11 protein-coding genes are annotated in these 12,750 nt (G+C 63.5%); 8 read left to right on the plus strand and 3 right to left on the minus strand.

Annotated features, from left to right (window positions below; genetic code table 11):
- Positions 1-30 precede the first annotated feature (30 nt).
- The 4 genes from LQK84_RS06275 (at position 31) to LQK84_RS06295 (ending at position 4,825) form a co-directional block, all read left to right on the plus strand.
- Complete coding sequence (locus tag LQK84_RS06275; protein ID WP_230827828.1) at positions 31-1,413, plus strand: aspartate aminotransferase family protein; 1,383 nt, start codon at positions 31-33, stop codon at positions 1,411-1,413.
- Positions 1,410-2,075 carry a nuclear transport factor 2 family protein gene (locus LQK84_RS25215; RefSeq protein ID WP_330166397.1) on the plus strand — a complete coding sequence of 222 codons (666 nt, stop codon included), beginning with the start codon at positions 1,410-1,412 and terminating at the stop codon, positions 2,073-2,075. The genes LQK84_RS06275 and LQK84_RS25215 overlap by 4 nt, the downstream gene beginning before the upstream one ends.
- A gap of 119 nt (positions 2,076-2,194) precedes the next feature.
- Positions 2,195-4,054 carry an adenine deaminase gene (locus LQK84_RS06290; protein WP_230827829.1) on the plus strand — a complete coding sequence of 620 codons (1,860 nt, stop codon included), beginning with the start codon at positions 2,195-2,197 and terminating at the stop codon, positions 4,052-4,054.
- A gap of 27 nt (positions 4,055-4,081) precedes the next feature.
- Positions 4,082-4,825 (plus strand): glutamine amidotransferase, encoded by a 744-nt coding sequence (locus LQK84_RS06295; protein ID WP_230827830.1) that lies wholly within the window; start codon positions 4,082-4,084, stop codon positions 4,823-4,825.
- 21 nt (positions 4,826-4,846) lie between these two features.
- On the opposite strand, the gene LQK84_RS06300 is transcribed toward LQK84_RS06295, so the two are convergent.
- From LQK84_RS06300 to LQK84_RS06310, 3 genes are read right to left on the minus strand one after another with little or no spacing between them, the layout of a single operon-like run.
- The gene (locus LQK84_RS06300) at positions 4,847-5,203 is read right to left on the minus strand and encodes a hypothetical protein (protein WP_230827831.1); all 357 of its coding nucleotides are present in this window, start codon (positions 5,201-5,203) and stop codon (positions 4,847-4,849) included.
- 21 nt (positions 5,204-5,224) lie between these two features.
- On the minus strand, positions 5,225-6,232 hold the full coding sequence (locus tag LQK84_RS06305; RefSeq protein ID WP_230827832.1) for a LacI family DNA-binding transcriptional regulator: 1,008 nt from the start codon (positions 6,230-6,232) through the stop codon (positions 5,225-5,227).
- Positions 6,233-6,265: 33 nt separating this feature from the next.
- Complete coding sequence (locus LQK84_RS06310; RefSeq protein ID WP_230827833.1) at positions 6,266-7,015, minus strand: creatininase family protein; 750 nt, start codon at positions 7,013-7,015, stop codon at positions 6,266-6,268.
- A gap of 577 nt (positions 7,016-7,592) precedes the next feature.
- Between LQK84_RS06310 and LQK84_RS06315 the strand changes: the two genes are divergently transcribed.
- The 4 genes from LQK84_RS06315 to LQK84_RS06330 all read left to right on the plus strand — a co-directional run bounded on the left by LQK84_RS06315 (position 7,593) and on the right by LQK84_RS06330 (position 12,263).
- Positions 7,593-8,630, plus strand: coding sequence for a BMP family lipoprotein (locus tag LQK84_RS06315; RefSeq protein ID WP_230827834.1), 1,038 nt, complete (start codon positions 7,593-7,595; stop codon positions 8,628-8,630).
- A 62-nt stretch (positions 8,631-8,692) separates the two neighbouring features.
- Positions 8,693-10,240, plus strand: coding sequence for an ABC transporter ATP-binding protein (locus tag LQK84_RS06320; protein ID WP_230827835.1), 1,548 nt, complete (start codon positions 8,693-8,695; stop codon positions 10,238-10,240).
- The gene (locus tag LQK84_RS06325; protein ID WP_230827836.1) at positions 10,237-11,325 is read left to right on the plus strand and encodes an ABC transporter permease; all 1,089 of its coding nucleotides are present in this window, start codon (positions 10,237-10,239) and stop codon (positions 11,323-11,325) included. The genes LQK84_RS06320 and LQK84_RS06325 overlap by 4 nt, the downstream gene beginning before the upstream one ends.
- Positions 11,322-12,263: an ABC transporter permease gene (locus LQK84_RS06330; protein WP_230827837.1), complete on the plus strand. Its 942-nt coding sequence runs from the start codon at positions 11,322-11,324 to the stop codon at positions 12,261-12,263. Before LQK84_RS06325 ends, LQK84_RS06330 begins: the two co-directional genes overlap by 4 nt.
- Positions 12,264-12,750 lie beyond the last annotated feature (487 nt).

Here is a 12,750-nt window from a genome sequence, read left to right on the forward strand (position 1 = left end):
CTCAAACGCAGACCCGAACGAGAGACCCGAATGACCAACCTGTCCAACTCCCTTGCCGCGACCGATATTGCGACGGTTATGCATCCCTACACGAACATGCGCCAGCATGAGGCGAATGGGCCTTTGGTCATCAGTCGGGGCGAGGGCATCCGCGTTTACGACGAGCGGGGGAAGGAATATATCGAGGGGCTGGCGGGGCTCTGGTCGGTCGCGGTCGGCTTTTCGGAAAAGCGGCTGGCGGATGCCGCCTACAAGCAGATGCTGAAACTGCCCTATTACCACACCTTCACCTCCAAATCGCATGAGCCGTCGATCCGGCTGGCCGAAAAGCTGGTCGAGATGACGCCGGAGAACCTGACGCGCGTGTTCTTCACCTCGTCGGGTTCGGAGGCCAATGACACGATCGTCAAGATGGTCTGGTTCATGAACAATGCGCTTGGCCGGCCGCAGAAGAAGACGTTTCTGGCCCGCACCAAGGGCTATCACGGCATCACGGTTGCGTCCGGCAGCCTCACCGGCCTGCCGGTCAACCATCGCGATTTCGACCTGCCGGCCATCCCGGTCCGGCATCTGACCTGCCCGCATTTCTATCGCTTTGGCCTCGAAGGCGAGACGGAGGAGGCGTTCACGGCGCGTCTTCTGGAGGAGCTGGAAGAGGTCATCGAACACGAGGGCGCGGAAACCATTGCCGCCTTTATCGGCGAGCCGCTGATGTCGGCGGGAGGTGTGATGCCGCCGCCGGTCGGCTATTGGGAGGGCGTGGAGAAGATCTGCCGCAAGAACGATATCCTGCTGATCTCGGATGAAGTCATCTGCGGCTTCGGCCGGCTCGGCACGCCCTTCGGCTGCCAGAAATACGGCTTCACCCCGGATATCATGACGGTGTCGAAGCAGATCACCTCGTCCTACATGCCGCTCGCCGCCGTCATCTTCAGCGATGCCGTCTATCAGGCGATTGCCGATCATACGTCGGTGCTTGGCAATTTCGGCCATGGCTTCACCGCGTCGGGCCATCCGGTCGCGACTGCCGTGGGGCTGGAAAACCTTGCGATCATCGAGGAACGCGACCTGATGGGGAATGCCGCGCGCATGGAGCCGATTTTCCAGGCGGGCCTTCGCGCCTTTGCCGATCATCCGCTGGTTGGCGAGGTGCGCGGCACGGGGCTGATCGGCGCACTGGAGCTTGTCGCCGACAAGGCAACGCGCCGGCCGTTTGCCAAGCCCGGCCGGGCAGGCGCGCTTGCCGCGAAGATCGGCCACGAGGAAGGCCTGATCTTCCGCGCCATCATCGACCAGCTGGCGCTCTGCCCGCCGATGATCGTGACGGAAGAGGATATCAAGGAAATCATGGTCCGCATGGATCGCACGCTCGCACGGCTGACTGACGCCGTCGCACAGGAGGGACTGGAATGAGTGATCAACAGGCTGAACCCGTCACCCATATCGACGACGACCGCTTTCGCGTGACCGAATGGCGCTTCGCGCCGGGCGCTGAGACGGGCTGGCATGTCCACGGCCACGACTATGTCGTCGTGCCGCTGACCGACGGCCAGATGGGCCTCGTCGGGCCGGACGGCAAGCAGGCGGAAGCGCAGCTGAAGCAGGGCATTCCCTATTCGCGCCGCACCGGCGTTGCCCACAATGTCAGCAACATCGGCGCCACACCCTTTTCCTTCCTCGAGATCGAGGTGGTGGAGAACGAGCTGGAGCAGAAGCGGCTTGCCGTCATGAGCCGTTTTTCGGCGGCCTGGAACGCGCATGATCTGGAGACGATCATGGAGCTGACGGCAGACGATTGCGCCTTCCACGCCTCTGCGGGATCGGAAGCCGAAGGCGCGAGGCATGTCGGGCGCGAGGCGGTGCGTGCCGCCTATGCCGGCATCTTCGCCTTTTTCCCCGATGGCCAGTGGACGAATGGCAAGTCGATGATCAGCGGCGATACGGGCCTGACGTGGTGGCGTTTCGTCGGCACGACGGTCGAGGGCAAGTTGGTCGAGGTCGACGGCTGCGACATCCTGACCTTTGCCGGCGAGAAGATCGCGGTGAAGGACAGCTACCGAAAGACGCGGAGCTGACAGCGCGTCGTAGCGCCGAAAGCGGAAAAAATATCCTGTTTTCGTCTTTATAAAGCGCTTTACAAGGCCAGTTTCGTCGCTATTGTCAGGAGCATCCTCATTTCAGGAGTATGCCCCTGATGCTTCCCGACGACCTGATTTTGAATGCCGCCGACGATGTTGCGATCCGCAAGGACCTGACGCTGACGGCGCTGGCGAAACGTCCGGCGGACCTTGCCATCCGTGTCGGGCGTCTGCTGAACGTCTACAGCCGCACCTGGGCTGAGGACCAGGAGATCGTCATCAAGGGGCGGCGCATCGCCTATGTCGGGCCGGCCGGCAGCTATCGCGGCGAGGTGGCGCGGCGGGTGCATTATCCCGATCTCTCCGCCGTTCCGGGCTTTGGCGAAGTCCACAAGCATATCGAAAGCTCGCATCTGACGCCGGAATTCGAGGCCGAACTGGTTCTGCCGCGCGGCAATACCTGGACCTGCGAGGCGAGCCACGAATTCGCCAATGTGAATGGCGGGCGCAACACGGAATTCTGGCAGCGGGCCCGCGAACGCGGCGTGCCGCACAAGGTCTTCATCCAGCCGGGTTCGGCGGTGCCGCCGAGCGGCTGGGAGACGTCCGGCGGCTATTATGGCTATGCGGAGCAACGCGACTTTCTCGCCCGCGATCTGTCTGTCGTCAGCCTGGATGAGGTCATGGACTGGCCGGCTGTCTGGAACCCGGAAAACCCGTCCTATGAACGGCTCTGGGGCATGATGCAGGCGACCATCGAGAAGCGCGGTGTCATCGAGGGCCATGGTTCCGGTCTGGTCGAGCCGCACGACGCCAGCGCCTATGCGGCCGCGGGCCTGTCCTCCGACCACGAGGTGTGGACGCTGGACGAGGCCTGGGAAAAGCTCAATCGCGGTGTCTTCATCGAAATCCGTCCGTTCAACTATCCCGAAGTGCTGCCAGGGCTTATCGAGCGCGGGCTGTCCGACTGGTCGAACGTCGCCTTCACCACCGACGACCGCAGCGCTTCCGAAACGTTGAAGCTTGGTGCGAGCGATTACAATGTCCGCGCGGCAATAGCCCATGGCGTGCCGCCGGAAATCGCCTATCAATGCGTCACGATCCACCCGGCGCGGCACATGCGCATTGACGCCTGGGTCGGCTCGATCACGCCCGGCCGCTACGCCGATATCGTGCTGCTCAACTCCATCGACGATGTCGGGATCGCGCATGTCTATGCGGATGGGCAACTGGTGTCCGAGGGCAAGACCTATCTCGGCAACCGCGTCGCCATCGACTGGCCGGACTGGGCTCGGCAGACGATGAATATCGGGCGCTCCTTGACGGCGGCAGATTTTGCCGTGCCGGCCCTGCCGGGGCGGGCGACGATGCAGGCCGCAGTGCTGCGGCCATTCCACTGGAACCAGGAGTTCATGACCTATGAGCTCGCCGTCGCAGACGGCGCCGTCCAGCGCGATACGGCGCGCCGGATCACCAAGTTCTCGGTCATCGACCGCTATCACGGCAAGGCCAACATGGCCTCCATGTTCTGGCTTGGCTGCGGACCGGCGGATGCGGAGACGGCGCTGGCCTGTTCGGTGGCGCATGACAGCCACAATGTCTGGGCGATCGGCTCGTCGGATGCCGCCATGGCGCTCGCCGTCAACCGGCTGGCGGAAAATGGCGGCGGCTGGGTGCTGGTGCATGGCGGCGAGGTGACAGGCGAGGTCGTTTTCGAGATTGGCGGCCTGATGACGGCGCGGCCGGCTGAAGTGCTCGACGCCGACATGCAGCGCTTCTATCGCGCCGCCGAACAGGTCGACTGGATGTACGAGCCCTCGGTCAACAAGAACTGGATCCCCGGCTTTCCGGAACACCTCATCTTCGCGACGCTCACCTGTGCGCCCTGGCGCTGGGTGCTGGTCGCCCCGCATGAGAAGGCGCCGGATGGTTTCGTCAACGTGCAGACCGGCGAGACGCACAAGATCGTCTGGTGAACTGAAAATTCTCAAAGGAATTCAAAGATGAAGATATTGCTGGCAGGCGAATCCTGGACCTCGCTCGGTCTGCATCTCAAGGGTTTTTCGGTATACACGACCGGTTCCTACGAGGAAGGCGGCAAGCCGCTGATCGATGCGCTTTCCAGCGGTGGCCACGAGGTGACCTACCTGCAGAACCACGTTGTCCCGCAGCAGTTCCCGACCACGGTGGAAGCGCTTTCCGGCTATGATCTCATCATCCTCTCGGATATCGGCGCGGATACGTTCCTGCTGCATCCAGATACGCTGCATCACTCCCTCCGCCGGCCGAACACGCTGAAGGTCATTGCCGACTATGTCGAGGCTGGCGGCGCGCTGCTGATGGTCGGTGGGTTCCTCAGCTTCTCGGGCTTTGGCGGCAATGCCTGCTATCACAACACCGTGCTTGCCGATGTCCTGCCAGTCGAGATGCTGGGCTATGACGACCGCATCGAATGCCCGGAGGGCATTCATCCCGAGCCGCTGAAAGCGCATCCGGCACTTGCGGGCCTGCCGTCCGAATGGCCGCATTTCCTCGGCTATCAGCGCCTGAAAGCCAAGGCGGATGCCGATGTGCTGATGCGGGTCGGCAAGAGCGATCCCTTCCTCGTCGTCGGGTCTTACGGCAAGGGCAGGGCGGCGGCGTTTGCCTCGGATTGCTCGCCACATTGGGGCTCGCCGGACTTTGTCGGCTGGAGCCACTATGCGGCCTTCTGGAATGGCCTGGCGGCGTGGCTCTCGGAGACATAAAAATCCCGAGGAAGCGCTCGCCTAGTCATTGTGCCGCTCGACCATATCCGGGAATCGATCCAGCAACTGGCAAGCCTCTTTCGGGGTGAGGTTCGCGTATTTTTGCCGTGCGGCAATAGACCTGTCTACGAGTGCGCGGTCCGCTTTCCACTGAGCGACGTATTTCTCGCGGAGCCAGGATAATTTTGAGGTGTCATCGTACTGCCAGTTGCAGGCATCCTGCCCGCGGGCCGCCGTAATGGCCTCGAGGGTTTCGATTTCCTCAGCCGTCAGCGGCTTCTTGAATTCGGTTTCGCGGTCGATGCGCCAAACGATCACCACGCTCAGGATCATCAATCCGGCGATCGTGCCGATCGCGATGCGATGCATGATTTTCACTCTGGGCCGCTCCCGGTGTTGTTACGACAGTCGTCTGACGGAGCGCCGCACGACAAGCTCGACCGGGAGGTGGGTGACCGGCTCCACCTCGCTGCCTTCGATCAGCCTGCGCAGGACATTGACGGCCGTGCGTCCGATCTCCTCGATCGGCTGGCGCACGGCGGTGATCGGCGGGTCGAAGAAGGCCAGCGGGCCGGCATCGTCGAAGGTGATGACGGAGAGTTCGCGTCCGGCGGTCATCCCACGGCCGCGCATCGTCTCCAGCGCGCCGAAGAGGATTTCGTCGGCGCCGACGAAGAGGGCGGTGACGTCCGGGTGTTCGTCCAGCAGCCGCGCGGTTGCCGTGCGACCGAATTCGACGGAATAGCTGCCGAAATAGGATGCGTTCAGCGTCGCGCCGGATTTCGCGCCGTCGATCACGCGGCGAAAGCCGGCCAGCCTTTCGCGCGTGCTCATGATGTCTTCCGGTCCGCCGATGAAGGCGAAGCGGGTGTGCCCGTTTTCGATGAAGCAGCGCGCCGCAAGCACGCCGCCTGTGTCATTGTCTGAAAAGACCCGCGGGGCCGTGACGCCGTCGATGTCTTCATCGATCACCACGACATTCTTCAGGTCGTTGATGACGGACGCAAGGTCTTCGCTGGCCCGGCTGTTGGTCGCAAAGATCAGACCGTCGACGAAGTTGCGGCGGAGTTTTTCGAGGTAGTCCAGCTCGCGTTCCCGGCGGTTGAGGCTCGAGAAAAGCATGAGGGCGAGGCCGGCCGCCTCCGCCTCGCGCTCGGCCGCGGCCGCGAGCTTGGCAAAGAAGGGATTGTCGATCTCGGGGATGACGAGCCCGATCGTGTCGGACTTGCCGCGGCTCAGCCTTCGGGCATGGGGGTTGGGCTTGTAGTCGAGGGCGGCAATCGCCCGGTCGATCCGCTCCGCCGTGGCCGGCGGCAGGTTCAGCGAGCCGTTGAGGTAGCGCGAGACGGTGGCGGGCGAAAGGCCGGCGGCATTGGCGACATCCTGCAGCGACGGGGGTTTCGGCACGGGCTCCTCCTCTTCGGCTACACCATCCGCGACCTATGGGGCCGATGCGATCGCGTTTCGCGACCGGAAGGCGGCAATTGCCTCGCGGCTCTGCCGGACGACGTGATCGATCAGCCTTTCGCCCTTCTCGGCCGTTGCCGGCCGCGGGTCGCCGAATGTGCCGGAGGTGTTGAAGTCCGAAAGGCGCATGGCTTCCATCCCGAAGGTCGGCGGAAACGCCGGATACTCCGGCACGGCGCGGCTCATCTCGACCGTCTCGGGCGCAAGTGCCAGCATGAAGGAGGTTTCCACCTCGTCGGCATGGTAGAAATGCGGTGCTGCAGGCGTGCTGTCGCAGATTTCGGCTGCGGCCTGCTCAAGTCCCGGATAGTCGAGACAGAGTGTGGGGAAATCATGCCGGTCGGCGAGCGTGCGCTGCGCATAGCCGATCGGCGCGCGGTTGCCGAAATGGCCGTTGACGATCACCAGACCGGCGATGCCTGACTTCTTGAGGCTCGTCCCGATGTCCTCGACCATGGCCTGCAGCGTTTCCGGCCGGAGCGAGATCGTGCCGGGGAAACTCTCCGTCGTCCAGGCCTCTCCGAAGGCAATCGGCGGCAGCAGAAAGCCATCCTCGGCCTCCGCCAGCCGGCGGGCGACACCGTTTGCCATCACCGTGTCGGTCAGGAGCGGCAGATGCGCCCCATGCTGCTCGACGGCGCCGATGGCCAGAAAGGCGAGAAGGTTGTCCTGGCCGGCACGTTCCCGCACCTCCAGCCATGTGCATCGCGCAGCGTCGAGCATCAGCCAATGTTCCTGATATCTGTTTGAAATTGGCGCATTTCCGCAGTGGCGCTCTGTAGCACACATGCTCCCGGTCGGCGTATCCGGCCTGGCGCGAAACTCCCGGTTGTCGAGTTGCCGGCGGTTCGGGCTTCAATGCTCATCAATACACTCCGGTTGCGCTGTGCTCAATATTTCACCGGGCAGCGCTGTCGCCAACAATTTGTGCAGACTGTCGCCCAAGGCGGTTGACAGTCACGTTGAAGTCATAGTGTAATACCTTGGTAATGCATTTGTAAATCGCTTTACCGGCTGGTTGTATGGCTTCTTTCCACCTTTTTTCCGCAGCGTCCAAGCGGGTCCTTCAGCGGCGCGTCATGCTCCGCAGGGGCCGGGCCTGCCGTGCTGATGATGGGGTCGCGAGTCTTGCCGTCACCGCAGACCGCGCTCTTGCGCGCGGACGGTTCAGCGCGATAAGCATCCCTTCTTTCTTCGCCCGCAACGTCGTCAGCAAACGGTTCGCCAGCTGTGGGGAGGTCGCCTGATCAGCGGCTGGCGCGCCCGTCTCATAACGAACATCAAACAGGAGAACTTCAGCATGTCTTTCAAATCGATCCTTTGCGCCGCAACGGCGCTGACGCTGCTGTCCGGCACCGCATTGTCCGGCGCCTCTGCCGCGGAATACACCAAGGACAAGCCGCTCAAGGTCGCGCTCGTCCTTCATGGCGCGCTTGGTGACAAGAGCTTCTTCGATTCGGCAGCCGCCGGCATGAAGCTCGCCGAAGACAAGCTTCCCGTGAAGGTGAAGATCATCGAAGCCGGTTACCAGAAGGACCGTTGGGAGCCGGCGCTGGCCGATGCCGCTGACGGCGGTTACGATGTCATCATTGCCGGCACGTTCGAAATGACCAGCTATGTCGCCAAGATGGCCAAGGACTATTCCGACAAGAAGTTCATCATTTTCGATGACGCGCCCGACTACAAGACCGGCTGCTGCGCCAACGTTCTGGGCATCCAGTACCTGACCTCGACCGCCGGCTACCTAGCGGGCTATGCCTCCGCCAAGGTGTCGAAGACCGGCACGGTCGGCGAAATCCTCGGCATGGAATTCAAGACCGTGACCGATTTCGCCGTCGGCTTCGACCAGGGCGCCAAGGCTGCCAAGCCCGACGTCAAGATCCTGAAGGCGACTGCCAACACGTTCTCCGACCCGGCCAAGGGCAAGGAACTGGCGCTCGCCCAGCTCGGCCAGGGCGCCGACGTGATCTTCCCGATCGCCGGCAGCACCGGCATCGGCGCGCTGCAGGCCGTCCGTGACGCCAAGAAGCTTGCCGTCGGCGTCGACAGCGACCAGGCCACCATCTTCGCCCCGACCGACGCGGCACAGGCCGACGTGATCTTCACCTCGGTTGAAAAGAAGGTCGGCCAGTCGCTCTACACGGCGCTGGAACAGACGATTGCCGGCAAGGCACCCTATGGCACGGCGCTGCTGCTGGGCCTGAAGGAAGGCGCCGTCGGCATCTCGAAGAACAAGTACTACGAGAAGGCGGTTCCGGCTGACGTCCGCGCCGAGATCGATGGTCTTGAAAAGAAGATCGTCGCCGGCGAGATCACCGTCAACACGACCATGAAGTAAGAAGAAATGGCCGGTGGCGGAGCTCGCCGCCGGCCTTTCCATGACAGGAATTCGAGGACTTCATGACAGCCTTGCTGGAAGCGCGCGGCATCGCCAAGACCTATCCCGGCGGCACCGTTGCCAATAATGGCGTCGATCTCAGCATCAGGGCCGGGGAGGTCCATGCCGTGGTCGGTGAAAACGGCGCGGGAAAATCGACGCTGATGAAAATCCTGTTCGGCATCGAGCAGCCCGATGGCGGCGAGCTTCTGCTGGACGGGAAGCCGGTGCATTTTGCCGGCGCGAAGGCGGCGATCAATGCCGGCATCGGCATGGTGTTCCAGCACTTCTCGCTCGTCCCGTCCTTTTCCGTCTACGAGAATGTCGTGATGGGATCGGAGCCGAAGGCGGGCCTGCGCTTCGACCGCAAGCGGGCAATTGCCGAGGTGAGGGCGCTGTCTGAAAAATTCCGCCTGCCGGTCGATCCGCTGCCGTCCGTCGCCTCCATTCCCGTTGGCCAGCAGCAGCGCGTGGAAATCCTGAAGGCGCTTTATCGCGACGCCCGCATCCTGATCCTCGACGAGCCGACGGCAGTCCTCGCGCCGCAGGAGGTGGAGGAGCTTTTCGTCGCCGTCCGCAGCCTTGTCGCCCAGGGCCGCACGGTGATCTTCATTGCCCACAAGCTGCCGGAAGTGCTTGAAATTTCAGACTCCATCACCGTGATGCGCGCCGGCAAGACCGTCGCGCAGGTGAAGGCGCGCGACGTCACCGAACAGTCGCTCGCCAACCTGATGGTCGGCCGCGAAGTCACGCTCAAGGTGGACCGCGCCGTCACCGACAAATCCACGGTGCGGCTGGAAGTCGCCGGCCTTTCCGTCAATCACGAGAATGGCACGACCGCCTGCGCCGATATCGACCTGCGGCTCCGTACCGGCGAAATCGTCGGTCTGGTCGGCGTCGAAGGCAATGGCCAGCAGGAGTTCATGGAAACGATCGCCGGCCACCGGGCCGCCCTCCGCGGCAGCGCCATGCTCGACGGCGTCGATCTGCTGGACCTGCCAGTGCTCAAGCGGCGGCAGGCGGGGCTTGCCAACATTCCGCAGGACCGCATTGCCGAGGGTCTCGCCGTTGGGGCGAGCCTCGCCGAGAACATGGCGGCGACGCGGCTTTCCGACGGCGGCTTCGTCCGGCACGGACTGCTCGACCGCAAGGCCATGAAGGCGAATGCCGCCGCACTCATCGACAAGTTCGCGATCCGCGCCGCAGGACCGGATGCGGCCGCCGGCACGCTGTCGGGCGGCAACATGCAGAAGGTCGTCGTGGCGCGCGAACTCTCCGAAGACCCCAAGGTGCTTCTGGTGTCGCAGCCGACGCGCGGGGTCGACCTCGGCGCAACACAATTCATCTGGAAGACGATCACCGAGGCGCGCGACAAGGGCGCGGCCGTGCTCCTGAGCTCGGCGGACCTGTCGGAGCTCATGGCGCTCTCCGATCGCTTCCTCGTCTTCTATCACGGCGAGATCGTCGCGGCGCTCGAGAATGACGAGAGCGTCACGCCGGAAGCGCTCGGCGCCTTCATGCTCGGCCTCGAGCGGCAGACGCCGGAACAGATCAGGGCAGTATCACTATGAGCAGCACGCGTTCCAACATGTGGAAGGCCGCCCGGCGGGAAACCGCGCGGGCGCTGACCGCGCTCGTCATGGCGCTGCTGGTCGCCTTCATCATCGTTCTCATCACCTCGAAAAGCCCGGTGGAAACCTTCGGCACGCTGCTGTCCGGCCCGATGACCTCCAAGCGGACGATCGGTCTCTGGATCGACGACGTCGCCAAGCTGACGATGACGGGCCTCGCCTTCAGCCTCGTCTTCCAGGCGCGCCAGTTTTCCATGGGCGTGCAGGGGCAGGTCTATATGGGCGGGCTCTTCTCCGCCCTCGTGGCGCTTTCGCCGATCGGGCCGACGGCCATCGGCATGCCGGCCGCGGTGCTGGCAGGGATGGCGGCGGGCGCCTGCTATGGCTTCATTCCGGGTTATGCCAAGGCGCGGCTTGGTGCGAACGAGATCGTCTCGTCGCTGATGCTGAACTACATAGCGGTCAACCTCGTCACCTATCTGGTGCGCGAGCCGTTGGTTGCGGCGCCCGGCCTTTTGTCGACCGCGAATTTCCCGCCGAACACGATCTTTCCGACGCTGATCGACCGCACCCGCATCGACCTCGGTCTCATCCTGGCGCTGATTTCCGTCGCGGTTACCTGGTTTGCGCTCTATCGCACCAGTTGGGGCCTCAAGCTCCGTCTGGTCGGGCACAATGCCCGCTTTGCCGAATATGCCGGCATCAAGGCGAATTTCATCATGGTCTCGGCGATGACCGCGTCCGGTGCTCTGGGCGGCCTGCTCGGGGCGATGTTCGTGCAGGGCCAGGCCTATGGCAAGCTGCTGGTGCAGTTCGAGGGAAATCTTGCCTTTGAAGGCATCCTGATTGCGATCGTCGCCAGGAACCGACCGCTGGCCGTTCCCGTCGTCGCACTCTTCTACGGCTATCTCCGGCAGGGCGCGCTGATCATGGGCATCCGCACGGATGTGCCGACGGAGGTCATCGCCGTCGTGCAGGCCATCATCATCCTTCTCGTTGCCTCCTCCTTCAAGTTCGGCGGCGGCAGGCTGCTGGCGCGGCTGAAGCCGGCCAAGCCCGCGACGGCGACGGGAGCAGGCGCATGATCGATCTGCTGACTGCCGTCTTCTCCTTCGCCTTTCTGGTCACCGTGGTGCGCGCCTCGACGCCGCTGATCTTCGCCACGCTCGGCGGCCTCGTTGCCGATCTCTCCGGTGCGCTGAATGTTGCGCTGGAAGGCATGATGCTGATCGCGGCGCTGACCGCGGTCGTCACCTCCGTCTATGCGCCCTGGTATGTCGCCGTCCTCGCGGCCGTTCTGGCGGGCGCTCTCTTCGGCGCGATCATCGCCTTCTTTCACCTGAAGCTGAAGGCGGACATCATTCTGGCGGGCTTCGCGATCAACATTCTCGCCTCCGGCGGAACCGTATTTGCCCTGGCGCTGGCAACAGGCGGCGACAAGGGGACATCGATCAATCTGGCCTCGAAGTCCATTCCGGCCATCGATCTCAGCTTCCTGGCGAATATCCCGCTCGTCGGCCCCGTGCTTTCGGGCGTGCTTTCCGGTCATTCGGTGCTCAGCTGGCTCGCGGCACTGACGGTCGTGGGCCTCTGGTTCTTCCTCTATCACATGCCGCAGGGGCTCTGGCTGCGGGGTGTTGGCGAATATCCGGCGGCGACCGAGGCAGCGGGCATTCCGGTCAACAAGGTGCGCGTGCTGGCGCTCATCGCTTCCGGCGCGCTTGCCGGGCTTGCCGGTGCGCAGCTTGCCATGTTCAACTATGTCGGCTTCACCCGCGACATGACCTCGGGCCGCGGCTTCATCGCGCTCGGTGCCGTGCTTCTTGGCGCACGCCATCCGGTGGGAGCGATGCTGGCAGCACTCCTCTTCGGCGTCTTCGAGGCCCTGTCGATCGTCATGCCCGGCCTGTTCTCGTGGATCCCGGCCGAGATGATCGTCTCCATTCCCTTCGTCGTCACCATCCTCGCACTCTTCCTCTTCAGCTACCGCGCCATGCGGGCAAGGGCGATGCGCGGCGGGTGAGGGCAGGCACCCGGGCGATCTTCGGGATCGGCAATCCACTCAGATGACAAGACGATAGGCCTGCCGTGAGAGCCTGCCATGCGGTGACGCTGCAGGGATAGCAGACCATTCGTGAGGCAGGGAATTCCAGTTCCAGGTCCTGTTCCGGGGGCAAATCCGGAACCGCCACCGCGTGCGGTCGAACCTCAAGCGTCCGCAGCGCGACATCTGTGGGGGTAGGGCTCTTCAAGGGAAGTTCCCGACGTATCTGTTCGTTCAGCGGTCCCCTAACCACGGCGCGGGCAGGGCGCACCAGTCATTGCCTCCAGCCGCCAAAGGCTTCGCGCCGTTTGTCTGCAAGCGCATCCTCTCTCAGCCTCCGATGTGAAAAACCCGGCCCGCTTTCGCGGACCGGGCTCGTTCGTTTTGGCCGTCGGTTTCCCGATCAGTCTTACTTCATCAAGGCATCGAGCGGGATCGGTTCGGAGATCGTCCAGCTGTCGATGAC

It is taken from the genome of Rhizobium sp. C4 (assembly GCF_021026315.1).
GTDB lineage: Bacteria > Pseudomonadota > Alphaproteobacteria > Rhizobiales > Rhizobiaceae > Ensifer_A.